Annotated in this window: 22 protein-coding genes; 14 read left to right on the top strand and 8 right to left on the bottom strand. The window is 67.8% G+C overall.

Annotated elements, in window-relative coordinates:
• Positions 1-141: 141 nt before the first annotated feature.
• The 3 genes from B0920_RS22455 to dapF are packed head-to-tail and all read left to right on the top strand — an operon-like array spanning position 142 to position 2709.
• Positions 142-993: a lysophospholipid acyltransferase family protein gene (locus B0920_RS22455; protein WP_078034901.1), complete on the top strand. Its 852-nt coding sequence runs from the start codon at positions 142-144 to the stop codon at positions 991-993.
• Positions 990-1850: a lipid A biosynthesis acyltransferase gene (locus tag B0920_RS22460; RefSeq protein ID WP_078034902.1), complete on the top strand. Its 861-nt coding sequence runs from the start codon at positions 990-992 to the stop codon at positions 1848-1850. Before B0920_RS22455 ends, B0920_RS22460 begins: the two co-directional genes overlap by 4 nt.
• A gap of 7 nt (positions 1851-1857) precedes the next feature.
• The gene (dapF, locus tag B0920_RS22465) at positions 1858-2709 is read left to right on the top strand and encodes a diaminopimelate epimerase (RefSeq protein WP_078034903.1); all 852 of its coding nucleotides are present in this window, start codon (positions 1858-1860) and stop codon (positions 2707-2709) included.
• A 129-nt stretch (positions 2710-2838) separates the two neighbouring features.
• Here dapF and B0920_RS22470 read toward each other — a convergent pair whose 3' ends face one another.
• A complete protein-coding gene (locus B0920_RS22470; RefSeq protein WP_078034904.1) occupies positions 2839-4515 on the bottom strand; it encodes an SEL1-like repeat protein in 1677 nt (558 codons plus the stop codon).
• A 573-nt stretch (positions 4516-5088) separates the two neighbouring features.
• On the opposite strand from B0920_RS22470, the gene B0920_RS22475 reads away from it, so the two are divergent.
• From B0920_RS22475 to B0920_RS22525, 11 genes are all read left to right on the top strand, one after another.
• Positions 5089-6138: a porin gene (locus B0920_RS22475; protein ID WP_078034905.1), complete on the top strand. Its 1050-nt coding sequence runs from the start codon at positions 5089-5091 to the stop codon at positions 6136-6138.
• Between the two features lie 220 nt (positions 6139-6358).
• Positions 6359-7636: a porin gene (locus B0920_RS22480; RefSeq protein ID WP_078034906.1), complete on the top strand. Its 1278-nt coding sequence runs from the start codon at positions 6359-6361 to the stop codon at positions 7634-7636.
• Between the two features lie 109 nt (positions 7637-7745).
• Positions 7746-8411 (top strand): DUF484 family protein, encoded by a 666-nt coding sequence (locus B0920_RS22485; protein WP_078034907.1) that lies wholly within the window; start codon positions 7746-7748, stop codon positions 8409-8411.
• An 11-nt stretch (positions 8412-8422) separates the two neighbouring features.
• A complete protein-coding gene (gene xerC, locus B0920_RS22490; protein WP_078034908.1) occupies positions 8423-9373 on the top strand; it encodes a tyrosine recombinase XerC in 951 nt (316 codons plus the stop codon).
• A 121-nt stretch (positions 9374-9494) separates the two neighbouring features.
• Positions 9495-10553 (top strand): GTP-binding protein, encoded by a 1059-nt coding sequence (locus B0920_RS22495; protein ID WP_078034909.1) that lies wholly within the window; start codon positions 9495-9497, stop codon positions 10551-10553.
• A 188-nt stretch (positions 10554-10741) separates the two neighbouring features.
• On the top strand, positions 10742-11191 hold the full coding sequence (dksA, locus tag B0920_RS22500) for an RNA polymerase-binding protein DksA (protein WP_078034910.1): 450 nt from the start codon (positions 10742-10744) through the stop codon (positions 11189-11191).
• A 212-nt stretch (positions 11192-11403) separates the two neighbouring features.
• Positions 11404-12651: an STAS domain-containing protein gene (locus tag B0920_RS22505; RefSeq protein WP_078034911.1), complete on the top strand. Its 1248-nt coding sequence runs from the start codon at positions 11404-11406 to the stop codon at positions 12649-12651.
• A 158-nt stretch (positions 12652-12809) separates the two neighbouring features.
• Positions 12810-13346, top strand: coding sequence for an ATP-dependent protease subunit HslV (hslV, locus tag B0920_RS22510; protein ID WP_078034912.1), 537 nt, complete (start codon positions 12810-12812; stop codon positions 13344-13346).
• A gap of 14 nt (positions 13347-13360) precedes the next feature.
• Positions 13361-14695 carry an ATP-dependent protease ATPase subunit HslU gene (gene hslU, locus B0920_RS22515; RefSeq protein WP_078034952.1) on the top strand — a complete coding sequence of 445 codons (1335 nt, stop codon included), beginning with the start codon at positions 13361-13363 and terminating at the stop codon, positions 14693-14695.
• A 193-nt stretch (positions 14696-14888) separates the two neighbouring features.
• The gene (locus B0920_RS22520; RefSeq protein ID WP_078034913.1) at positions 14889-15092 is read left to right on the top strand and encodes a hypothetical protein; all 204 of its coding nucleotides are present in this window, start codon (positions 14889-14891) and stop codon (positions 15090-15092) included.
• Positions 15093-15541: 449 nt separating this feature from the next.
• Positions 15542-16273 (top strand): helix-turn-helix transcriptional regulator, encoded by a 732-nt coding sequence (locus tag B0920_RS22525; RefSeq protein WP_078034914.1) that lies wholly within the window; start codon positions 15542-15544, stop codon positions 16271-16273.
• 18 nt (positions 16274-16291) lie between these two features.
• Here the strand turns inward: B0920_RS22525 and B0920_RS22530 are convergent, their stop codons facing one another.
• Genes B0920_RS22530 through gspL form a run of 7 tightly spaced genes read right to left on the bottom strand, consistent with a single transcriptional unit; the run spans position 16292 to position 24570 of the window.
• The gene (locus B0920_RS22530; protein ID WP_078034915.1) at positions 16292-17086 is read right to left on the bottom strand and encodes a hypothetical protein; all 795 of its coding nucleotides are present in this window, start codon (positions 17084-17086) and stop codon (positions 16292-16294) included.
• 13 nt (positions 17087-17099) lie between these two features.
• Positions 17100-18320 carry a type II secretion system inner membrane protein GspF gene (gene gspF / locus B0920_RS22535; RefSeq protein WP_078034916.1) on the bottom strand — a complete coding sequence of 407 codons (1221 nt, stop codon included), beginning with the start codon at positions 18318-18320 and terminating at the stop codon, positions 17100-17102.
• Between the two features lie 3 nt (positions 18321-18323).
• On the bottom strand, positions 18324-19748 hold the full coding sequence (gene gspE, locus B0920_RS22540) for a type II secretion system ATPase GspE (protein WP_078034917.1): 1425 nt from the start codon (positions 19746-19748) through the stop codon (positions 18324-18326).
• Between the two features lie 7 nt (positions 19749-19755).
• On the bottom strand, positions 19756-22077 hold the full coding sequence (gene gspD, locus B0920_RS22545; protein WP_078034918.1) for a type II secretion system secretin GspD: 2322 nt from the start codon (positions 22075-22077) through the stop codon (positions 19756-19758).
• A complete protein-coding gene (gene gspN / locus B0920_RS22550; RefSeq protein WP_078034919.1) occupies positions 22077-22850 on the bottom strand; it encodes a type II secretion system protein N in 774 nt (257 codons plus the stop codon). Before gspN ends, gspD begins: the two co-directional genes overlap by 1 nt.
• Complete coding sequence (gspM, locus tag B0920_RS22555; RefSeq protein ID WP_078034920.1) at positions 22847-23365, bottom strand: type II secretion system protein GspM; 519 nt, start codon at positions 23363-23365, stop codon at positions 22847-22849. The genes gspN and gspM overlap by 4 nt, the downstream gene beginning before the upstream one ends.
• Entirely contained in the window at positions 23362-24570 is a 1209-nt protein-coding gene (gene gspL, locus B0920_RS22560) for a type II secretion system protein GspL (protein WP_078034921.1), read from the bottom strand. Before gspL ends, gspM begins: the two co-directional genes overlap by 4 nt.
• Between the last annotated feature and the right edge of the window lies 1 nt (position 24571).

A 24571-nucleotide genomic window follows, 5' to 3' on the forward strand; every position in this document is an offset into this window, starting at 1 on the left:
TGCCTGCGACGCTTTAGCGACATTTATATTCCGCTTCGCAAGTTGTCTATTAACTCGGCGGATCCTGCATAAAGTGGTATTTTACGCTCCTTGTGCATTTTGGTGTGGAAACCCACGCCGCCTTCAACCCTTATCAAGCGCATGTTAGTCGTCCTTTTCCGTTTTCTTTCCATATTTCCATTGCCAATATTACACGCCTTCGGGGCGGCAATGGGATGGCTCGTGTACCTGCTCTCGCCCTCCTACCGGCGCCGCCTGCGCGCCAACCTGAAGCAGGCCGGCTTCGAGGCGCACTGGCGCGCGGCCGTGGGCGAAGCCGGCAAGGCCGCCATCGAGCTGGCCTTCGTCTGGTGCGCCAGGCCGGAACGGGTGGCGCGCCACGCGACCGTCGAAAACTGGGAGCTGGTGCAGAGCAGGTTGGACAGCGGACGCGGCATCGTGTTCCTGACGCCACACCTCGGCTGCTTCGAAATGACGGCCCAGCAGATCGCGCTCAAGACTGCCCTCACCGTCATGTACCGCCCACCGCGCAAGAGCGCCCTCAAGCCGCTGGTCGAAGACGCCCGCGCGCGCCACAACCTGCACCTGGCGCCCGCCACCCTGGCCGGCGTGCGCATCCTGGCCAAGACCCTCAAGAGCGGCCAGCCGATCGGCATCCTGCCCGACCAGGTGCCGCAGGAAGGCGAAGGCGTGTGGGCGCCCTGGTTCGGCCGCAACGCCTATACCATGACCCTGCCGGCCAAGCTGGCCCAGCTGGGCAAGGCCGACATCCTGCTGGTCTACGCCGAGCGCCGTCCGCGCGGCGCCGGCTACATTGTGCGCTTCGTGCCCTTCGAGGGCGAGCTGTCCGGCAGCCCGCAGGAGCAGGCGGCCGCGGTCAACCGCGCGATGGAGCAGCTGATCGCGCGCGCCCCGGCCCAGTACTTCTGGAGCTATAACCGCTACAAGCAGCCGGAAGGCGTGGCAGGCCCGGACGTCGAGGCCGCGGCATGAGACTACTGCTCGGTTTCCTGTGGCTGCTGCATTTCCTGCCGCTGCCCATCCTCGGCCGCTTCGGCGAAGCGGTCGGCAGCCTCATGTTCCTGATCCTCGGCAAGCGCCGCCGCATCGCCCTGATCAACCTGCGCCTGTGCATGCCCGAGCTGGCCGAGAGCGAACGCCGCCGCATCGCCCACCAGCATTTCCGCGCCTATGCGCGCAGCATCTTCGAGCGCGCGATCCTGTGGTGGGCGCCGGAGGAGCGGGTGCGCAGCATGATCCAGGTCGATCCCGCCGTGCCCCAGGCCGAGATGGAGTCCGGCCCCACCATCCTGCTGTGCCCGCACTTCGTCTGCCTCGACGTGGCCGGCGTCGCCTCGCGCGTGATCCCGGTCTGCAGCATGTACGTGCCGCAAAAGAACGAGGCCTTCGACAAGCTGCTGCGCCATGGGCGCGAGCGCTACGGCCCGGTGCGCCTGGTGACGCGCAAGGAGGGCATCAAGCCCATCCTGCGCGCGCTGCGCGACGGCCTCCCCTATTTCATGCTGCCGGACATGGACTTCGGCGAGAAGGATGCGGAGTTCGTGCCCTTCTTCGGCATCCCGGCCGCGACCCTGACGGCGCTGGGCCGCATCGCGGCCACCACCGGCGCCAAGGTGATCCCCGTGATCGCGACCTATTTGCCGAATTACCAGGGCTGGCGTGTGCGTTTTTATCCGGCGTGGGAGAATTACCCGGGAGAGGACATGGTCGAGGCGACCCGCCGCATGAACGCCTTCATCGAAGACCGCGTGCGCGAAGCGCCGGCCGAATACTTCTGGACCCACAAGCGCTTCAAGACCCGCCCACCGGGCGAGGCCTCGTTCTACTGAGCTCATCATGAAACTGAAATTCACCAAGATGCATGGCGCCGGCAACGACTTCGTCGTGATCGACGCGATCAACCAGGACGTGTCCTTCACGACCGAGCAGTGGCGCCGCCTGGCCGACCGCCGCTTCGGGGTGGGCGCCGACCAGATCCTGGTGGTGGAGCGTCCGACCGAGCCGGGCGTGGACTTCCGCTACCGCATCTTCAACTACGACGGCGGCGAGGTGGAGCAGTGCGGCAACGGCTCGCGCGCCTTCGTGCGTTTCGTGCGCGACAAGGGCTTGACGAGCGAGCGCCGGATCCGGGTCCAGACCATGTCGGGCGTGATCAGCCCCTGCGTCGAGGAAGACGGCAGCATCACGGTGGACATGGGCGCGCCGCGCCTGGCGCCGGTCGAGGTGCCCTTCGACAGCCACGGCCTGGAAGGCCGGACAGAGGGCGAGGACACCCTGTGGCCGCTGGACGTGGCCGGCAGCACCGTGTGGGTGTCGGTGGTCTCGATGGGCAACCCGCATGCGGTGCAGGTGGTGGACGAGGTCGACAGCGCCCCGGTGCTGGAGACCGGGCCGCTGATCGAGCACCATGCGCGCTTCCCGAAGCGGGTCAACGCCGGCTACATGCAGGTGGTCGACCGCGGGCACATCCGCCTGCGCGTGTTCGAGCGCGGCGCGGGCGAGACCCTGGCCTGCGGCACCGGCGCCTGCGCGGCGGTGGTGGCCGGGATCCGGCGCGGGCTGCTCGATTCGCCGGTGCGGGTGTCGGCGCGCGGGGGCGAACTCAGCATCGCCTGGGAAGGTCCGGGCCAGCCGGTGTTCCTGAGCGGACCGGCGGTGACCGTGTTCGAAGGCGAGATCGAGATCTGAAGCAGGCAGCCAGCGCCTGAGCGTCCTTCCCGGCAGTGTCGGGGTCGCGGGCCTGGCGCAAGCCGGATCAGCGGATAAGCCGATGTCCAGGCTCTCAACCAGCCGACACAAGCTCTTGCGACTTCACAGCTAGGCCGCCAGCCCGATATCCTCGTCCGGTCCCTCTTCTTCCGTGTGGCGCGCCGCCGCCCCCAGCAGGGTGCGCAGGCGGTACAGGCGCTGGCGGTAATTTCCTTCCGGCCCGGACGGGCCGCAATCGACGTGCGCGAAGACCTGGGCGATGCGGTCCAGGGCCTGGCGTTCCTCGGCGTTTCCCACCAGCACCAGGCGGCGCTTGCTGCGCCCGTAGCTGGCGCGGATATCGATCACCAGGCAATGCCCCTGGTCGGCCGCCTTGACGTCGAGCAGGAGGGCTTCGGCCCGGGTGAGGCTGAACATGGCGGCCAGCTCCAGGCGCGTGGCCAGCAGTGGCTGGATCTTGTGCAGGTCGGGCCGCACCGCCAGCAGGGCCCCGGTCTCTGTATACATGGGCGCGGACGGGCGCGGGGCGATGCGCGCCAGCAGCGCGCCGGCTTCGAGCGAGCCCTGGGCCGCCGCCTTCTGCAGCCAGTAGACGGCGCGCACATCGTTGCTCTCGTTCTCGCGGCGCGCGCGCCAGGCATTGTGCCCACATTCGAGCTGGGCTTCGCGGTAGCCCATCTCGGCGGCCCGCTCCAGGTAGCGCTGGGCGTCGGCCACGTTGCGCTGGGAGAATTCGGGCTTGATGTAGATGCGCGACAGCGCATACCAGGCCTCGGCCAGCCCCTGCTCGCCGGCCAGGGTCAGCCAGCGGATGGCCTTCTTGAAATTGGCGGCGCCGCGCCCGGACGGCCCCTTGCCTGCCACGCGCCGGCCGTCGACCTGCATGCGCGCGCAGCGCAGGCCCATGGCCAGCTGGGCGTGGCGGTCGTGCTCGGCCGCGGCCAGCTCCCAGAAGCAGTCGGGTTCGCCGGGCTCGCGGGCGGCGGCCGGGCTGGCGCCGTCCAGCAGCCGGGCGCAGCGCGACAGCAGCGCGATCTCGTCGGGGGCGAAACGGCGCATTTCGCCCTGTTCGGCGCGCAGCCGCACCAGCTCGCGCGCCAGCGGCAAGGCGCGCGTCAGGTAGTCGGCGGCCTGGCCGGCCTGCCAGGACTGTTCCAGCACGGCGTACTGGGCGGCCGCCACCCCGTTGTCGGCGGCGCGGCGCAGCCAGCTGGACGGGCTGGCGTCAGTAACGGTACCGGTCCCGGTACCGGTCCCGGTACCAATGCCGAGACCGGGACCGCCGGCCGGATGGCCGGCAGCGGCGGGGGCGGCGCGCACCGGGCCCGGCGCCGGGGCGCCGGCGCTCGCGGCCGGGGCGGCGCCCGCGCCCTGGCGCTGGGCCAGCATCCATTGCGCGTGGGGGAAGCCGGCGCGGGCGGCGTCTTCCAGGGCGCGCATGGCCTTGGCGCGGCTCTCGTCCGGCGCTTCCAGCCCCGCCTCCAGCACCAGCTGGGCGAAGACCAGGCCGGCATGCACGCTCCCGTCGTCGTAGGCGCGCTCGTACCAGGGCAGGAGCCCGGACCCGCCGCGCTGCGCCATCTCGAAGGGAATATGGTTACCGATGAGTTGCCAGGCCGGAGCGCATTCCTGCCGCGCGGCCCGCTCCAGCCAGTGCAGCGCGGTCGGCAGGCTTTGCGGCAGCCCGGCGCTGCCGAACAGGTAGAGCTTGCCCAGCTCGAGCTGGGCGGCAGCCTGGCCGGCGCGGGCATTGCGGATGATCGCCAGTTCTTCGCGGTTAGCCATGGTGTGTGTCTTGATTGGTAAGTCGGGTCGGCGAAAGCGCAGTGGCGAATGGCGAAACGATGAGGATGCGCGCCACGTCTCCCCGGCGCAAAGTTGCCAATATACAAGGTATTGACAAAGCGCGTCGCCGGGTGCGCGATTTGGGCGAAGTGTAAGCCTGCGCCGGGGCGGATTCGTTTCAAGTTCTTGCCGGTTTGCGCGGTCGCAAACATCCAATTGGCGGCCGCGACCGTATCTATGACATCCGGGCGACAGGTTCGCAGCCTGCGCCAAAATGGATCGGCGAGTCGCGCCGCTCAGCTTGATGAGCTCGTTCAAGGTGCAGCTTCATGGAGAAAACACGGCAAAGCGGCCAATTTAGGTGCAAATTTGTTACACGTAATGTGACACGCGTTTCAAAAATACAACAGCACGATTGGATTTATTGGCTTTCCACCAACTGCCAGAGTCATAATTGACCAATCAGTCAATCTTGACGCTGGAAACAATTAAGGTGCACCCATCCGAGTGTTCAGCAAATCCGGTCTCAATGCTCAGGATGACTGTGTTTCACTTGATATAGGAATACGAATAATGAAGAAATCCCTCATGGCCGTCGCACTGATCGGCGCTTTCGCCGGTGCGGCCCACGCGCAAACCTCGGTACAGATCTACGGCACCCTCGACGCTGGCATCATCAAGCGTTCGGGCCAGACCCTGAACATCGGCAAGCGCTCCGCCAATACCCTGGGCTTCAAGGGCACTGAAGACCTGGGCAACGGCCTGAAGGCACTGTTCCAACTGGAAGTCCGCTACGAGCCGGACACCGGCACCGTCGAAGTCGGCGGCAACGGCGCCCAGCGTCCGCTGTTCCAGGGCCAGAGCCGCGTCGGCCTGCAGGGCGACTTCGGTATGATCCGCATCGGTCGCGGCCTGACCCCGTTCCACGAAACCATCGGCGCCTTCGAGCCCTTCCACGCGATCCCGACCCCGGGCGGCTTCTACACCGACCTGAGCGTTGCAGGCTACAGCTCGCAGCCGCTGGATCCGAACGGCTACTCGAACAACCGCTGGTCGAACGCCGTCTGGTACAACTCGCCGGTCGTCAGCGGCTTCCAGCTGAACACCGCGATCGCCACCAAGGAAAACAACGGCGGCGCCGCCGTGATCGGCCGCGGCACCGCGGCTGCTCCGCAGTACCCGGTGGGCGCTGAAGCTTCGGCCAACCCGTTCTCGGTCACCGCGACCTACAACAACGGCCCGGCGGCCTTCATGGCCGGCTACGAGCGCAACGCGATCGAATCGAAGGTCTGGTCGGTCGGCGCCTCGTTCAACGCCACCCCGGCGCTGAAGCTGATGGGTACCTACACCAAGCAGGACCAGGAGCACACCCGTGCGATCAACCCGGACACCAAGTCCTGGGTGCTGGGCGCAAACTACACCATGGGCCCGGGCAAGGTCCTGGCCGGCTACGGCCAGAAGGACCAGGACGGCCTGCAGAAGGTCAAGCAGCTGTCGCTGGGCTACGAGTACAGCCTGTCGAAGCGCACCTACCTGTACGTGGACGCATCGCGCAAGAAGGGTCTGACCACCAACCCGTCGACCGTGAACCACTACGACGTGGGCGTGAACCACTCGTTCTAAGGACAGCGCGGGCCTCGGCCCGCAGCGCCTGAACAAAGGGCGGACATGGGAAACCATGTCCGCCCTTTGCTGTTTACCTCATTCTTGTCGCCTTTTCACAACGAGGCATGTCAGTCGGATGATTTCCGCACGAGCGTTCTGTACAGTGCGCGCCAGCGATGGCATATTGGCATGGTGAGTTAGAGCAACTCATCCCACAAGAAAAGAACATGGAGACCCAATGAAGAAAAGCCTCATCGCCGCCCTGCTCGGCACCGCTTTTGCAACTTCCGCCCTGGCCCAGTCCAGCGTCCAGATCTACGGCATCGCCGACGCCGGCGTGATGTGGCAGAAAGGCGGCCCGACCAAGATCTACAGCGGCGGCGCCGACGGCTCGCGCATCGGCTTCAAGGGCACCGAGGACCTCGGTAACGGCTACAAGGCAATCTTCAATCTCGAAGCGCGCGTCGAACTCGACACCGGCACCCAGCAGCCGACCCTGATGAACGACAATCCGGGCCGCTACCTGCTGCGCGGCATGCAGCAGATCCCGCAGGCGATCCGCGACCGCCTGCAGGCCGCGATCCAGCCGCCGGGCGCTCCGGCCGTCAACCAGGAACGCGCCCTGTTCGACCGCACCGCGATGGTCGGCGTGATCACCCCGATCGGCGCCGTGCTGCTGGGCCGCATGTACACCCCGGGCTATGAAGTGTTCAACATGGCCGACGCCTTCGAATCGGGCACCGCCGGCACCTGGGGCCACGTCACCGGCGGCACCGCCGGCTTCACCGCCCTGGGCGCCGACATCCGCTCCCAGGAAGCGATCCAGTACCGCATCGCCCTGCCGAACGGCCTGGGCGGCTCGATCATGTACGGCGCCAAGGGTTCGGGCTACGCCGGCCGCTACAACAAGTTCCGCGCCGGCGCGATCACCTACAAGGCCAACGGCTTCGACGTGGGCGTGGGCTACAACCACGGCTACGACCGCGAAGACCGTCCGAGCCTGCGCACCACCACCGTGGGCGGCTCCTACACCTTCAACGCCTGGAAGTTCTTCGCCGGCTTCCACAGCCAGCGCAACACCAACTCGGCCCTGATCCCCGACTACCTCGGCGGCTGGGACCAGGCGGTGGCGCCGGCGCTGACCGCGCAAGGCATCCCGGCGGCCCAGCAGGCGGCGCTGCGCGGCATCTTCGCGCGCGCGATCGCGGCCAACACCCAGCAGGACGCCAACAGCTACCAGGTCGGCCTGCACTACAACGTGGGTCCGGGCCGCATCATGGCCTCCTACGCCCACCAGAACGACCGCACCGCCTCGAACAGCGACGCCAACCTGGTGGCGCTGGGCTACGACCACTTCCTGTCCAAGCGCACCGACATCTACACCGTCGTGGCCAACATCAAGAACAAGAACGAAGCCCAGTACGCGCCCGGCACCGCCGGCAATCCGGGCGGCTTCACCAAGGGCCCGGGCGAGGACGGCCGCGCACTGCAGATCGGCATCCGCCACCGCTTCTGATCCGGCCGCGCGCCACGGAAAGACGCCTGCGGGCGTCTTTTTTTATTGCACGATGGCCTGGCCCGCTCGGGTAAAATGACGGCCAGACTTACTCACCTTCACATTCTTCATGACCACCGCAACACTGGACGCCGCCGCCGTCGCGCAATACCTGATCGACCATCCGCAGTTCTTCGAGGAACATGCCGGCCTGCTGGGCGAGGTCAAGCTGTCCAGCCCCCTGACCGGCCGCGCGGTCTCGCTGCAGGAGCGCCAGATGGAGGTCATGCGCGACAAGTACCGCGTGCTCGAACTGCGCCTGGCGGAACTGACTCGCCGCGCCGAAGAGAACGCCGCCATCGCCAACCGTTTCCACGCCTGGACCCAGGCGCTGCTGGTCTCCGAGGGCGGGGCCGCCATGGCGCGCGACCTGGCCGAGGGCCTGCGCGAGCACTTCTCGGTGCCCCAGGTCAGCCTGCGCCTGTGGAACCTGGCCCCGGAGCACGCCGGCGAATGGTTCGCCCAGGGTGTGAGCGAGGATGCCCGCATCTTCGCCAACAGCCTGCGCGCGCCCTATTGCGGCCCGAACAACGACTTCGAGGCGGTGCGCTGGCTGGACGAGCCGGCCGCGGTGCGCTCGACCGTGATGCTGCCGCTGGGCAAGCACGGCCAGAGCTTCGGCCTGCTGGTGCTGGGCTCGCCCGATCCGGACCGCTTCACCACCGTGATGGGCACCGATTTCCTGGTCCACATCGCCGCCACCGCCAGCACCGCGCTGGCGCCGCTGCGCACCTGAGTCTCCCGCCGATGAGCGCGCCCGCCAGCCCGCCGGATGCCAGCGACTGGGCCGCGCGCTACCTGGGCGAACTGGCCACCCAGCGCCAGCTCTCGCCGCACACGGTCGGCGCCTACCGGCGCGACCTGGCCGAGCTGGCCCAACTGGCCGGCCACCACGACTGGGCGCGCCTGACCCACTTCGACATCCGCCGCTTCGCCGCCCGGCTGCACGCCGGCGGCCAGTCGGCGCGCTCGATCGCGCGCAAGCTCTCGGGCTGGCGCGGCTTCTACGCCTGGCTGTCGCGCCAGACCGCCCTGCCGGCCAACCCGGTCGAGGGCGTGCGCGCCCCCAAGCGTCCCAAGACCCTGCCCAAGGCCCTGCCGGTCGACCACGCCGTGCAACTGATGGAAGCCAATACCCACGGCCACCCGGAACCCGCGGAGCTGTGCAACCGCGCCATGTTCGAGCTGCTCTACTCGAGCGGCCTGCGGGTCTCGGAACTGGCCGGCCTGGACCTGGCCTACCAGGATGCCGGCAAGGGGACGCCGGCCTCGCTCGGCTGGTTCGACCGCGCGGCGGGCGAAGTGGTGGTCACCGGCAAGGGCGGCAAGATGCGCAGGGTGCCGGTGGGCGGTCCGGCGCGCGAGGCCCTGGACGCCTGGCTGGCGGTGCGCCCGCCCAGCCGCGACGGCAGCGCCGCCCTGTTCCTGTCGGCGCGCGCCACCCGCATCAGCCCGCGCGTGGTGCAGGCCCGCCTCAAGGACCACGCGCTGCGCGCCGGCATGCCCATGCACGTGCACCCGCACATGCTGCGCCATTCCTTCGCCTCGCACCTGCTGCAATCCTCGGGCGACCTGCGCGCGGTGCAGGAATTGCTTGGCCATGCCAGCATTACTTCGACACAGGTCTATACTGCACTGGATTTCCAACACCTGGCGGCCGTGTACGACCGCGCGCACCCGCGCGCGAAATCGAAATAAGCCGTGAGGCATGAGCCGCATCAAGACGCGGCACTGTTCATGGTGGTGCAGCAAGAATTCCGGCATAATCCCCCGATTCTCGTGTTCCACCACGGACCCAACTGAAGAAGAGTAGCGAACCATGGAACTGATTCCCAGCACTATCCTCACCGGCTTTCTCGGCGCGGGCAAGACCACCCTGCTCAACCGCATCCTGCAGGAAGAGCACGGCATGCGCATCGCCGTCATCGAGAACGAATTCGGCCAGGAGAGCATCGACAACGAGATCCTGGTGCGCGACACGACCGAACAGATCGTGGAAATGAACAACGGCTGCATCTGCTGCACCGTGCGCGGCGACCTGGTCGAAGCCTTGAACACCCTGGCGCGCCGCCGCGCCGCCGGCGAGATCGCCTTCGATCGCGTGGTGATCGAGACCACCGGCCTGGCCAACCCCGGTCCGGTGGCCCAGACCTTCTTCGTCGACGAGGAAGTGGGCGCCAGCTACATGCTGGACGCGGTGGTGACCGTGGTCGACGCGCGCCATGCGATGGCCCAGCTCGACCAGCACGAGGAAGCCCAGCGCCAGGTCGGTTTCGCCGACAAGATCCTGCTGTCCAAGACCGACCTGGTCGACGCCGCCGCGGTCGAGACGCTCAAGGCGCGCCTGCAGCGCATGAACCCGCGCGCACCGATCTCGACCAGCGACTTCGGCCGCGCCCCGATCGCCGAGGTGCTCGACCTGCGCGGCTTCAACCTGAACGACAAGCTAGAGCTGGACCCCGACTTCCTGCGCCTGGAGGAAGGCCATGATCACGATCACGACCACGATCACGCGCACTGCGGCCACGACCATGCCCACGGCGAGCATTGCAACCACGACCACCATCACAGCCACCACACCGACGACATCGCCGCCTTCGTGTTCAAGAACGAGCGCGCCTTCGATCCGGAACGCCTGGAACAATTCCTGGGCAGCCTGGTCCAGGTATTCGGGCCCCAGATGTTGCGCTACAAGGGTGTGCTGCACATGCAGGGCGTGGACCGCAAGGTCGTGTTCCAGGGCGTGCACCAGATCATGGGCAGCGACGTCGGCCCGAAATGGGGCGAAAACGAGACACCGTCGAGCAAAATGGTTTTTATTGGCAAAAATTTACCAAAAGACGTATTTATCCGCGGTTTGGAACAATGTTTGGTATAAACTACATCAGTTTTACTGGTATGCCCGGGCCTGCCTGAGAGCTGCCTCGACAGTTTTTCGGGACCCCGGATAGAAGGGACGGCGCCCTGACGCCGTCAAGGCAGCTGCTCCGCACGCACCATTGCCGCAAGCGGGTGTAACGGCTGAGCAAGCTGATAAAATGAAACCTCTGTCGTATCGAAGGCATCATGACTAAAACAACGAAACCGAATACCGCCCAACCCGAAGAACGACTCCTGACGGAAGAAGAGATTCGGGCGATGAGCGACGACGACTACATGAATCCGGCACAGCTGGCATTCTTCAAGAATCGCCTGCAAGAGCTCGAAAAAGAGCTGCTGAAGAACGCCGGAGAGACCACCGAACACCTGCGCGAAACCGTGCTGGTGCCGGATCCGGCCGACCGAGCGACGATCGAAGAAGAGCACGCCCTGGAACTGCGCACCCGCGACCGCGAGCGCAAGCTGCTCAAGAAGGTGCAGCAATCGCTGCAGGCCATCGAGAACGGCGAGTACGGCTGGTGCGAGGAAACCGGCGAACCGATCGGCATCCCGCGCCTGATCGCCCGTCCGACCGCCACCCTGTCGCTGGAAGCCCAGCAACGCCGCGAGCTCAAGCAAAAGCTCTACGGCGACTGATCCACCCTACTCCACGAAAAGCATGCGGCTCGCCGCATGCTTTTTTCGTTTACGGCCCGCTTCGCGCAGGCGCGCACGGCTTAGCAATCGTGCATACTTTTTATTTCCCATCGGCTACACTAGCCCCCGGCCGTGTGTGCGCAGCACATGGCGGGCCGCTCCGTGCTACCGTTTCGCACGGACGGGTACACCTACTAGCGAGCATGGCGGGCATGGGCCTTTTCTCCTTCCTCAAGAGAAAGCAAGACGACACGGGCGCCGCCCTCCCGGCGCCCGATACCCGCATGCGCGCGGGCGAGCCTTCGCGCCTCGGCAGCGAGGCCGAACGTGCGCGCCAGCGCGAGATCGCGCGCGCCACCGCCGCCAAGATCGACGAGATCGAGCTGGAGATGGCCAACAGCATCTTCAACGACGAGCCCAGCTGGGGCAGCGGGCGCCGTCCGGCCACGCAGGTCCAGCCCGAACCCGATCCCGACGATTCGCCCGAGCCCGCCGCCCTGCCCGCCAGCGCCCCGGCGGTCGAGGAGAGCGCCATCCTCTACGCCAACGGCCAGGCCCCGCTGGCCGAGAGCCTGCTGCGCGAGAGCCTGGGCGACTTCGGCCGGCATGAACGCCTGCCCTGGTGGATGCTGTTCGACCTCTACCAGGCCACCGGCCGCGAACAGGACTTCGAGAGCATCGCGATCGACTACGCCAGCCATTTCGAGACCTCGCCGCCGGCCTGGAAACCGCTGGCGCCCGCGCTCGCCGAGACCGCGCCGGCGCTGGCTGCCGCCGAGCGCCTCGGTCCGGTGCTCGACGCCGGCGTCGGCGCCAGCCTGCAGCGCCTGCTGGACAGCCCGGCGCCGGTGCTGCGCCTGGACCTGGGCGCGGTGCGCGAGGCCGAGCGCGAAGGCTGCGCGGGCCTGCTGGCCGGTCTACAAGCCCTGCGCAAGGGCGGGCGCGAACTGGTGCTGGCCGGCGCCGACGGACTCATGGCCGTGCTGCGCGCCCGGATCGCGGTCGGCGAGCGCGAGTCCGGCGAAGCGCCCTGGCTGCTGCTGCTCGAACTGCTGCTCCTGAGCGGGCGCGAAAAGGACTTTGAAGAAACCGCGATGGACTATTGCGTCACCTTCGAGGTCTCGCCGCCCTCTTTCGAGGCGCCGCAGCGGGTCTCGACCGCCGCGCCGGCGCCGGCGGGCGGCGACCGCTTCATGTTGCCGGCGCTGGCGGCGGGCGACACCGGCAGGCTGCTCGATGCGATCGACGCCTACGCGGGCGAGCGCGAGATCCTGGTGCTGGACTGCTCGCGCCTGGCGCGCATGGATTACGCCTGCGCCACCGCCCTGCTCGGCCGGCTGCATGCGCATTGCGGAGCAGGCAAGCAGGTGGAAGTGCGCGAACTGAACCACCTCGTGGCCGCCCTGCTGCGCCTGCTCGGCGCCGGCGAACCGCTCAAACTGTTTCCCCACCGCTACTAATCTTGTCCGGAACAGCGCCGCTGTCCACGGAACGTGGACTGCCTGGCAATCTGGACAGTTCGCTCCGCTTTCCGCGGATCGCAATTACCATTGAGCTCATCTTGCAATTCCGTGCCGGGCCCCCACCTGCGGCTTGCTAGACAACCACGAGGTCAACAATGGAACAATTTCACGGCACTACCATCGTCAGTGTGAGGCGCGGCAACCAGGTCGCGCTCGGTGGCGATGGCCAGGTCACGCTCGGCAACGTCGTCATGAAGGGCTCGGCGCGCAAGGTGCGCAAGCTCTACCAGGGCAAGGTCCTGTGCGGCTTCGCCGGCGGCACCGCCGACGCCTTCACTCTGCTGGACCGCTTTGAAGCGAAGCTGGAAAAGCACCAGGGCAACCTGCTGCGCGCCTCGGTCGAACTGGCCAAGGACTGGCGCACCGACCGCGTGCTGCGCCGCCTGGAAGCCATGCTGCTGGTGGCCGACAAGGAATCGACCCTGATCATCACCGGCAATGGCGACGTGCTCGAGCCGGAAGACGGCATCGGCGCGATCGGCTCGGGCGGCGTCTACGCCCAATCGGCCGCCAAGGCCTTGTACGAGAACACCGACCTGCCCCCGGCGGAAGTGGTCAAGAAGGCCCTGACCATCGCCGGCGAGCTGTGCATCTACACCAACCTGTCCCACATTATCGAAACCCTGGATTGAAGATGGCCGCCATCATGAACATGACCCCACCCGAAATCGTCTCCGAACTGGACAAGCATGTGGTCGGCCAGGGCAAGGCCAAGCGCGCGGTCGCGATCGCGCTGCGCAACCGCTGGCGCCGCCAGCAGGTGCCGGAGCCGCTGCGCCACGAGATCACCCCCAAGAACATCCTGATGATCGGCCCGACCGGGGTCGGCAAGACCGAGATCGCGCGCCGCCTGGCCAAGCTGGCCGACGCGCCCTTCATCAAGATCGAGGCGACCAAGTTCACCGAGGTCGGCTACGTCGGCCGCGACGTCGACACCATCATCCGCGACCTGATCGACATCGGCGTCAAGCAGACCCGCGCCAGCGAGCAGAAGAAGGTGCGCCAGCGCGCCGAGGACGCGGCCGAGGACCGCATCATCGACATCCTGGTGCCGCCGGCGCGCGACTTCGGCTTCAACGTGAACAACGGCGAGAGCAAGGAAGGCGACGCCACCCGCCAGACCTTCCGCAAGCGCCTGCGCGAAGGCTCGCTCGACGATCGCGAGATCGAGATCGAAGTCGCCGACGCCATGCCGCAGATGGAAATCATGGCCCCGCCGGGCATGGAAGAAATGACCGAGCAGATCAAGTCCATGTTCGCCGGCGTCGGCAATGCGCGCAAGAAGCCGCGCAAGATGAAGATCAAGGACGCGATGAAGCTGCTGGTCGAGGAGGAAGCGGCCAAGCTGGTCAACGAGGACGAGCTCAAGCAGAAGGCGATCGCCAACGTCGAGCAGAACGGCATCGTCTTCCTGGACGAGATCGACAAGATCGCCACCCGTTCCGAGCACGGCGGCGCCGACGTGTCGCGCGCCGGCGTGCAGCGCGACCTGCTGCCGCTGGTCGAGGGCACGACGGTGAACACCAAGTACGGGATGATCCGTACCGACCACATCCTGTTCATCGCTTCGGGCGCCTTCCACCTGTCCAAGCCTTCGGACCTGATTCCCGAGCTGCAGGGGCGCTTCCCGATCCGGGTCGAGCTGGAATCGCTGTCGATCGAGGACTTCAAGAGCATCCTGACCTCGACCGACGCCAGCCTGACCAAGCAGTACGAGGCGCTGCTGGCGACCGAAGGGGTGAAGGTCGAATTCACCGACGAGGGCATCCACCGCCTGGCCGAGATCGCCTTTTCGGTCAACGAGCGCACCGAGAACATCGGCGCGCGCCGCCTGTACACGGTGATGGAGAAGCTGCTGGAAGAGATCTCGTTCGCGGCCGGCGCCCAGCTTGACCAGCTGGTGCGCATCGATGCCGCCTACGTCAACGACCGGCTCGACAAGCTGGCGGTGAACGAGGACCTGTCGCGTTACGTGCTGTAAGGACCTGTCGCGCTACGTGCTGTATGGACCTATCGCGCTACGTGCTGTAAGGACCTGTTGCGCTACGTGCTGTAAGGGCCTGTTGCGTTACATGCTGTAAGGACCTGTCGCGCTACGAGCTGTAAGGACCTGTCGCGCTACACACTGTTAGGACCAGTCGCGCTACGAACTGTAATTAGGAAAGGAGACCCGCATGGCGAACAAGGCATTGGCGACAAGGCAGAAGATGCGCTTGCGGGTCGAACCCTCGCAGAATTTCGGTAAGCCCCGCAATCCGATCGCGGCCCTGGCCAAGGCTAGGAGCGCCGGGCCGCACGCCAAGCCCCTGTCGAGTGAAAGGCAGGCGGCCAAGCGGGAGCTAAAGAAGGCCAAGCTGGTGGCGGATGAGGACGAGTAATCACGAGTAATCAATTCTGTCCCGGTGATTCACTCTACGAGTTACCCCCATCGCAAAGCCTATTAGTCAACCGTAAAACCGTCGTTCCGGCGAAGGCCGGAACCCAAGTTTGCTGGCGGACCGTTAGCACGAAACGTTAGCGGCTTTCGACGAACTTGGATCCCGGCCTGCGCCGGGATGACGGTCTGGAGGCTAACGGCGCTGGGAACACCTCCACAGATCATTTCCCCTTGCGGGCGCTTCGGCGCCCGCCTTTTTTTGCGCGCCGGCTTTTGCGCGTCTGGCTTTTCGCGTCGGGCTTTGCGCGCCCTGCTTTTTGCATAGCCCACCTATTCTCGCAGCCCGCCTTCTTTGCGCACCGAGCCGCCCACCCCATGCATATCAATCCGCGCTTGTCCCCCACGCCCAAGGCCGGTAGAGTTTCTCCGTCACCCACTCCCGGATCCGCCATGAGCTCACCCGACCTCCTCCTCGACGTCCTGCGCGCCCAACTGCGCGCCGCCGGCATCACCTACAAGATGCTGGCCGAGCGGATCGAGGTCAGCGAATCGAGCGTCAAGCGCATGTTCGGACAGAAGGACATGGCCTTGTCGCGCCTGGCCCAAATCTGTCAGGTCAGCGGCATCGCCATGGAAGACGTGCTGCGCGGCGCGCTCGAGAACCGGCCCCAGCTCGAAGCCCTTACCCTGCCCCAGGAAACCTCGCTGGTGGCGAACCCGCGCCTGCTGCTGGTGGCGATCTGCTGCCTCGGCCACTGGAGCATCGAGCAGATCCTCGAAACCTACCGCCTCACCGAACCGGAATGCATCAAGCTGCTGGCCGAACTCGACCGCCTGGGCCTGATCGAACTGAAACCCCTCAACCGCTACACCCTGCGCGTGTCCAACGCCTTCCGCTGGCTGCCGGACGGCCCGGTGCAGCGCTTCTTCCGCGAACACGTGGTCGCGGATTATTTTTCGGGGGGGTTCAATGGGCCGGGCGAGACCCTGATGTGCCTGCCGGCGCGGCTGTCCAGCGCCAGCGCCCAGGAAGTGAATGGGCGCATCGGCCAGCTGGCCGCCGAGCTGGCGCGCCTGCACCGCAACGACCGCCGTTTGCCGCCCGAGGAGCGCGAAGGCTTCACTCTGCTGGTGGGCTTGCGCTCCTGGGAGTTGGCGGCCTTCACCGCCCTCAGGCGCTGAACGCCGCCCCGGACCGGCTTACTGCGCCACCGGATTCGCGCCGACCGGGCTGTTGACCGAGCGGGTCGGCGGCGGCATCTGCAGCTGGTTCGGGGGCGGCGGCATGTTCGGGTTGCCGCCCATATTGTTCGCGTTGGTCGGATTGGCCGGATTATTCGGGTTATCCGGGTTGTTCGGATTGTTCTGATTGTTGGGGTCGAACTGCTGGTCGTCCTGGGGATCGTTGGCCGGCTGGGCGTTCTCCGGCGTGGTGGGCGTCCCGCGCGGGCCACCGCCCGCCGGCGGCATGCTCTGCATGGTCGGCGGCGCGCTCACCACGCCCGGCGAGGTCTGGGGCTCGACGCCCGGAGGCGGCGCCATGCCCACCGGGCCCGCCACAGGCGGCGCGGGCGGCGCGCCGGGGGCGCCGCCGTTGCTGCGGGTGTCGAGCGCGAGCTCGACCCGCTTCATCACCCCCCCATCGGACAGCATCACGTATTTCGGGTGCACTTCCTGCACCACCACGCCCGGCGCGATCTCGCGCCCCACCCGCACCGCCACCGGTGGCGCGCCGTCGGCCACGATGATCACCGCGCTGTTGGGGCCGGCGGCGACGACGCCGGTCAGCTGGAAGTTGGAAATCGCCGCCACCGAGGGCTGGCCGCCGAACAGGGTGGCGGCCGCGTCCGGGCTGGGCTCGGCCTGGCTGGCGATCGGGGCCGCCGCCAGCGGACGCTGCTCCGGCTTGTACAGCTGCAAGATCCAGTAGGCGATCGAGGCCGCCAGCAGGATCAGGGCGAACAGGGTGAGGAGGAGAGGCAAACGCTTGTTCATGGTCTTGTGGTCTTCAGCGTACCAGCTGGTTGATTTCAATGATCGGCATCAGCACCGCCAGCACGATCAGCAGCACGACCAGGCCCATGGCCAGGATCAGCACGGGTTCGAGCAGGCCGGCGATGGTCAGGGTGCGGCGCTCCAGGTCGGCCTGCTGGGAGTTGGCGGCGCGCTCCAGCATGGCCGGCAGCTCGCCGGTGACTTCGCCGGCGCGGATCATGTGCACCAGCATCGGCGGGAAGTGCTTCTGCACCGAGAGCGCGCGCGCCAGGCTCACGCCCTCGCGCACGCTGGCGGTGGCCTGCTCGACCAGCTCGCGCATGGCGACGTTGGACAGGGTGTCGCGGCTGGTGTCGAGGGCGCGCAGGATGGGCACGCCGGAGCCAGTGGTGATCGCCAGGGTGCTGGCGAAGCGCGCGGTGTTCAGGCTGCGCTCGAACTTGCCGTAGATGGGCGCGTTCAGCAGCCAGGTATGCCAGCGCCGCTTGAGCTCCGGGTTGCGCAGCGCGCGCCGCCACAGCCAGAAGGCGCCGACCAGCAGGATGGCGACGTAGATGCCGTAGGCGCGCACGAAGTCCGAGATCGCCAGCATCATCACCGTCAGGAAAGGCAGCTTCTGCTTGGTATTGGCGAACACAGAGACGATCTGCGGCACCACGTAGGTGAGCAGGAAGATCACGATCGCGAACGCGACCACGGTGACGATGGCCGGATAGGTGAAGGCCAGGCGCACCTTCTGCACCAGGGCGTTGCGGCGCTCGATGTAGTCCGCCAGGCGCGACAGCACGCGCGCGAGCTGGCCGATCTGCTCGCCAGAGGCAACCAGGCCGCGGTAGATCTCGGCGAAGTCGCGCGGGTGGCGCGACAGCGCCGCCGAGAACGAGGCGCCGCCCATGACCTCGGCGCGGATCGAGGCGATCAGGTCGCGCATATAGGGCCGCTCGGCCTGCTCCAGCAGGGCGGTGAAGGCCTGCTCCAGCGGCAGCCCGGCTTCCAGCAGGCTGGCCAGCTGGCGCGTGAACAGGGCCAGCTCAACCTGGGACAGGCGCTCGCCGAAGCCGCGCGAACGGGCCGCGCCGGATTCGTCGACCTGGGCCGCGATCGCCTCCACGGTGAGCGGCGTCAGGCCCTGGGTGCGCAGGTCGGCGCGCGCGGCGCGCGGGCTGTCGGCGTTGACCACGCCCTTGCGGGTCGAGCCGCCGGCGTCGACCGCCTCGTAACGGAAGGCCGGCATCGCTTAGTCCTTCACCACGCGCAGCAGCTCGGCGCGGGTGGTGGTGCCGTCGGCGACCCAGCGCTCGCCATCGTCGCGCATGGTCTTCATGCCGCCCTTGAGCGCGGTGTCGCGGATCTCGGCTTCCGACACCTGGTTGTGGATCTGGGCGCGGATTTCCTCGGTGGTCTCGAGCAGCTCGTAGACGCCGACCCGGCCGTGGTAGCCGGTGTGGCCGCAGCGCTCGCAGCCGACCGCCTGCCAGCCGTGATTCAGGTCCTGGGTCTTGCAGTGCGGGCAGAGCTTGCGCACCAGGCGCTGGGCCATCACGCCCAGCAGGGAGGACGACAGCAGGAAGGGTTCGATCCCCATGTCCAGCAGGCGGGTCACGGCCGAGGCGGCGTCGTTGGTGTGCAGGGTCGCCAGCACCAGGTGGCCGGTGAGTGAGGCCTGCACCGCGATCTGGGCGGTTTCGAGGTCGCGGATCTCGCCGATCATGATCACGTCCGGGTCCTGGCGCAGGATGGCGCGCAGGGCCTTGGCGAAGGTCATGTCGATGCGGGCGTTGACCTGGGTCTGGCCGATGCCGTTCAGGTCGTACTCGATCGGGTCTTCCACCGTCATGATGTTGGTGGTCGAGGCGTTCAGGCGCGACAGCGCCGCGTACAGGGTGGTGGTCTTGCCCGAGCCGGTCGGGCCGGTGACCAGCACGATGCCGTGCGGCTGGTTGATCAGGCGGTCGAACTGGGGCAGCATGTCCGGCGCCATGCCCAGGTGGCTGAGGTCGAGCCGGCCGGCTTCCTTGTCCAGCAGACGCAGCACGGCGCGCTCGCCGTGGCCGGTGGGCAGGGTCGAGACGCGCACGTCGACCGGCTTGCCGCCCACCCGCAGGGTGATGCGGCCGTCCTGGGGCAGGCGCTTCTCGGCGATGTCGAGCTGGGACATGATCTTGATGCGCGAGATCAGGGAAGCGTGGATGGCCTTCTTGGGGCGCACGATGTCACGCAGCGCGCCGTCGATGCGAAAGCGCACCACCGAGGTCTGCTCGAAGGGCTCGATGTGGATGTCGGACGCGCCCTCGCGCAGCGACTGGGTCAGCAGCGCGTTGATCATGCGGATCACCGGAGCGTCGTCGGAGGATTCGAGCAGATCTTCGATGGCCGGCACGTCCTGCAGCAGCTTGGTCAGGTCGAGGTCGGCGTCGAACTCGTCGGCGACCTGGGAAGCGTCGCCGCCGGCGCCCGCATAGGCGCTGGCGATCGCGTCGTCCAGCTCGCCGCGCTCGAGGCGGCGCAGGGTGATGCGCCCGAAGCGGCGCGAGACCTCGGCGATGGCGGCCGGCGAGGTGGCGCCGGAGACCAGCACTTCCACCGGATGGCCGGGTTCGTCGCCGCCGCGCGCCAGCACGCCGTGGTCGCGTGCAAAGGCGTAAGGCAACAGGTTGTTCATGATGAACTCACTTCTGGTTCTGGGGCTGCACCGGGCGGAACTGCGACGCCGCGCCCGGGCCTGGCGCCGGGCCCTGGCTGGCCGGCTGGCCGGCGCCGGGCTGGCCTTCGCCATTGACCGGACGCGGCGGCTGGTTGAGGCCGGCAGGCGGCACCGTGGCCATGTTGCCGCCCGAGGGCGGCTGGCCCTGGGTCAAGGGTGGCAGCACGGGGGCGCCGAGATCGCGCACCAGCGGGGTCGACTCCGGCTGGCCGGTGGCGCCCGCCGCGCGCATGTATTCGTAACGGTCCATCGCCAGCGAATTCGAGGCTTCCTTGCTGCGCACCACCACCGGACGCAGGAAGACCATCAGGTTGGTCTTGACGCGGCTGCGGGTGCGGTACTTGAACAGGTTGCCGATCACCGGGATGTCGCCCAGGCCGCGCACTTTCTCTTCGCCATCGCCCTCGGTGTCCTCGATCAGGCCGCCGAGCACGATGATCTGGCCGTCGTCGGCCAGCACATTGCTCTCGATGGCGCGCACGTTGGTGGTCAGGCCCGAGGCCGCGTTGCGGGTGGACGGATCGACGCTCGAGTTTTCGTGGTAGATCGCCATCTTGATCGTGCCGCCTTCCGAGATCTGCGGGCGCACCTTGAGCAGCAGGCCGACGTCACGGCGGTCGACGGTCTGGAAGGGATTGCCGCCGCCGGTGGTGGTGTTGGTGGCGTACGAACCCGTGATGATGGGAACGTTCTGGCCGACCTTGATCGTCGCCAGTTCGTTGTCCAGCGTGATCATGTTCGGTGTCGACAAGATGTTGGCGTTGCCGTCGTTTTCAAGGGCGCGCGCCACCGCGCCCAGGCCGAGCTCGCCGCCCACCTGGCGGAAGATGCCGAGCGTCAGGCCGCCCGGCACGGTCGGCACCGAGGTGCCCGAGAAGCCGTTGCGCGCCGCCGCCGCCAGGTTGACGATGCTGTTGCCGGGGCTGCCGCCGGAGAAGCTCTGCACGCCGCCGATGCGGTACTTGCTGTCGCTGTCGCCCGAGGCGCCGATCCACTGCACGCCGAATTCCGAGGCCTTGTTGGAGGTCACTTCGACCACCAGGGCTTCGATGTAGACCTGGGAGCGGCGCACGTCGAGCTGGTCGATGACGGCGCGCAGGTTGCGGTAGACCGCGTCCGGCGCGGTGATGATCAGGCTGTTGGTCGAGGCGTCGGCCTGGATGAAGCCGGAACCCGCGCCGCCGCCGGCCCCGCCCGCGGTGAGCTGGCTCTGCTGGCCGAAGGTATTGCCGGTGCCGGCCATGCCGGCGCTGCTCTGCTGGCCCTGCTGGCCGCCGAGTCCGCCGCCGCCGAAGGCGCCGCCTTGGCTGCCGGCCTGGATCGAGCCGCCCGAGGTGCCCTGCTGCTGTACCGGCACCGCCGAAGCGTCCTGCGAGACCACGGCGCGCAGGGTCTGGGCCACGCGGCTGGCGTCGGCGTTCTTCAGGTAGACCACGTGGATATTGCCCTGGGTGGTGGTGGGCTGGTCGAGGCGGGCGATCAGGTTCTTGGCCAGGTTGGCGCGCGCCGGCGAGGGGGCGCGCACGATGACCGAATTGGTGCGCGGGTCGGGCAGCACGGTCACGCGGCCGGAATCGCCGCCGGCCGCGGGTTCCATCAGCCGGGTGACGAGCTGGGCCACGTCGCTGGCGATGCCGTTGCGGATCGGGATCACGTCGAGGTCGGCCGCCACCGGGGCGTCGAGGGCGGCGATGATCTTGGCCAGGCGGCGCAGGTTGTCGGCATAGTCGGTAATGACCAGGGTGTTGTTGCCCGGGTTGGCCATGATCGAGTTGTTGGGCGAAATCAGCGGACGCAGCACGGCCGTGAGGTTGGCCGCCGACTCATAGGACAGGTAGAACACCTGGGTCGCGATCTGGTCGCCGGTGGCGCGGCTGGCGCGCGTGCCGCCCACCTGGGTGGGCGAGGACTGCAGCTTGGCTTCGGCCTCGGGCACGACCTTGGCGTAGCCGTCGCCGCTGGTGACCACGGCGAAACCCTGCAGGCGCAGCGCCGAGGTCAGCAGGCGGAAGGCTTCGGCCTTGCTGAGCGACTTTTCCGACTGCAGGGTGAGCGTGCCCTTGACGCGCGGGTCGATGATGAAGGTCATGCCGGTGTAGTGGCCGATCGCCTTGATCACCGATTCGATGTCGGCATTCACGAAGCTCAGCGCGGCGGCATTGGCCTGCTCCTGGGCCAGCACCGGCAGCGGCGCGACCGAGGTGGCGGCGAAGCAGCACAGCATGGCGCCGGCGGCGAGGCGGCGCAGCGCCGGAATCTCGTAGGTGGTACGGAAATTTTTCTTCATTATCTGAACTCGAGTGCGATTACGTTTTTGCCGTTCACCATGCGTCGCTGGCCCAGCAGGTTCAACATGTTACCCAGCGTATCTTCGTAGCCTTCGGCGGCCGTTGCCTGCCCGGAAAAGCGCAGACGTCCATTTTGCAGCATTCCCGAACCCGACAGCAGCAGCGCGCCGCGAACGGTGCGCAGGCTCAAATCGGCCTGCGGCCCGCGCCAGTCCATCAGCATCTCGTAGCTGCCGAGCGGTTTGACCGGAGACAGGCGCGAGCCCATGTCGGTCATGGACAGCACCGTGCGGCCCTGCACCGCGACGCTCTGCGGCTGGCGCAGCAGGTCGAGGGTATTCCAGGTGAGCTTGATGACGCCGCTCAGGGCCAGTGTGTTGAGCGGCGCTCCGAGGCCCGCCAGGCCTTCGGCCGGCAGCAGCAGTTCGCCGGCGCTGACCTGCCACTGCGACCACGAGCCTTCGATGCGCACCGGCTGCGCCAGTGCTTGCGGGTTCTCCAGTTCCATGCTGACCTGGCCGAACATCACCAGGGGCGAAAGTTTCCATGCGAAACGTCCAGGCAGCAGCGGCGTGACCGCTCCACCCGCGCCCGGCGCCCCGCCGATAAAGGCCGAGCCGTTCCACAGCGTACCCTGCGCATCCCCCAGAGTCAAACGGCCGCCGGTCTGGCGTTCGACCATGGGGCCGAGCCAGGCGGCGGGCAGGAAGGCCAGGACGGTCAGCAGCACCGCCAGCAGCACCGCCCCGCCCCACAGCAGCGCGCGCCTCATTGGGGGGGCGCGCTGCCCTGGCGCAGCGTGAGCGTGGCGTCGACCTGGCCGAGGGCGGTCTGGGCGCTGAAGGCCGCGTCCTGCACCAGCACCCGGTTCTCGCGGCGCTGGGCGTCGAGCCAGGCCATCAGGTTGGCGAAGGACACGCCCTTGAATTCCATCTTGGCATATTCGCCGGTCATGGTGAGCGAAGCGGCGGTGAGGCCGCGGCTGGCCAGGCTGGCCGTGAGCCCTTCGCGCGTCATCGGCGTCACGCTCGGCGCCGGGGTCGCGGCCACGGCCTGGGCCTCGGCAGCCAGGGCCTGCATCTGCGCGGCCTGCTGGCGCAGCTGTGGCAGGGAACGGCGCAGCTGCTCGCGGCCGCTCAGCGCGGGATCGATGAAGATGCTGTAGACCAGGGCCAGGCCGACCACGACGGCGCCGATGGTGAGCATGCGGCGCTCCTGGTCGGTGCGCGCGATCCAGTAGGCGAGCGCGCGTTCGCGCAGCGCTCCGATGCGGGTTGCGAGGTTCATGGGGTGGCTCCTGTGCTGCGGATCACCCAGGTGGCGGGCGCCGTTTCCTCCAGGCTCAGGTTGCGCGCCGCCAGCGCCGTCTTGAGCTGGCCGGTCACGGAAGGATCGATGGTGTCGGGCTTGACCCGCACGGTGAGTGCGCGCTCGCGGAATTCCATCGAGGCGATGCCGGGCTGGCGCCCGAGTGCGCGGATGGCTTCGCCGACGGCGGCGGCGATCCAGTGGAACTCGTCGGGGGCGACCTGGCCGCTGCCGGCCTTGGCGCGCGCGATGTTCTGGCGCATCTGGGCCACCGGGTCGATCGCCGGCTGGTTCGGATAGACCGAGCGGAACACCTGGGTGATCTGCTGGCGCACGCCGTCGGCCTCGCGCTTGAGGCGCAGCCATTCGATGTTCAGGCCGACGATGTTGACCACCGCCGCCAGCAGGGCCAGGCGGATCGGCCAGCGCCAGCGGCTCCAGTCGCGCTGGGCCACGCCGGCCGCGCCCAGGCCCTGCACCAGGTCGATCGGGCAGCTCCTGGCGCCGGCGATCCAGTGGGCCCAGCCCTCGCTCTCGAGGGTGATGCCGGGACCGGCCTCGGCCAGCAGGACCTGGTATTCGCCCAGCTGCTCGTGCGGCACGTAGAGGTTGAGCGGGGCGTCGCCCGACAGCGCGCGCGCCGTCTGCAGCACCGCGGCCGGGCTGGCGTCCAGGGCCAGGCCCAGGCCTTCGTACTGGCTCTGGCGCATGATGAGTTCGCCGTTGCCGATGGCGGCGCTGACGCTGCCCGGCTGCAGGGGCAGGCAGAGCTGGGCCGGCATGGCGGCCACGGCGCGCGCGCCCTGGCCCAGCACGGTGCGCACGATGGGCTCGAGCCAGTCGCGCTGGACCACGGCCACCGGACGGCGGCCGTCGGCGAGCTGGGGACCGGCCACCAGCACGCAGTCGAGCGGGTCGCCCAGGATGTGTTCCTCGACCAGGGCCGGCAGGGCCGCGCGCAGGCGCGCCCCGGTCAGCGGCGGGGCCTGGACCGTCAGCAGGTTGACGTCGGCGCCGGCCAGCACCAGCACCACGCGGCGGCTGGCCGCGACCACGTCGCCCAGGTTGCGCAGCGGGCCTTCGCCCTGGTTGTCGATGGTGCCGCCTTCGGACACCAGCGCGAACCGGCACAGGGCGCCCTCGCCTTCGGCGCGGGCCGGGTGCCGTATGTAGAGAGTAGTCAAA

The sequence above is a fragment of the Massilia sp. KIM genome, assembly GCF_002007115.1.
Classification (GTDB): domain Bacteria; phylum Pseudomonadota; class Gammaproteobacteria; order Burkholderiales; family Burkholderiaceae_D; genus Telluria.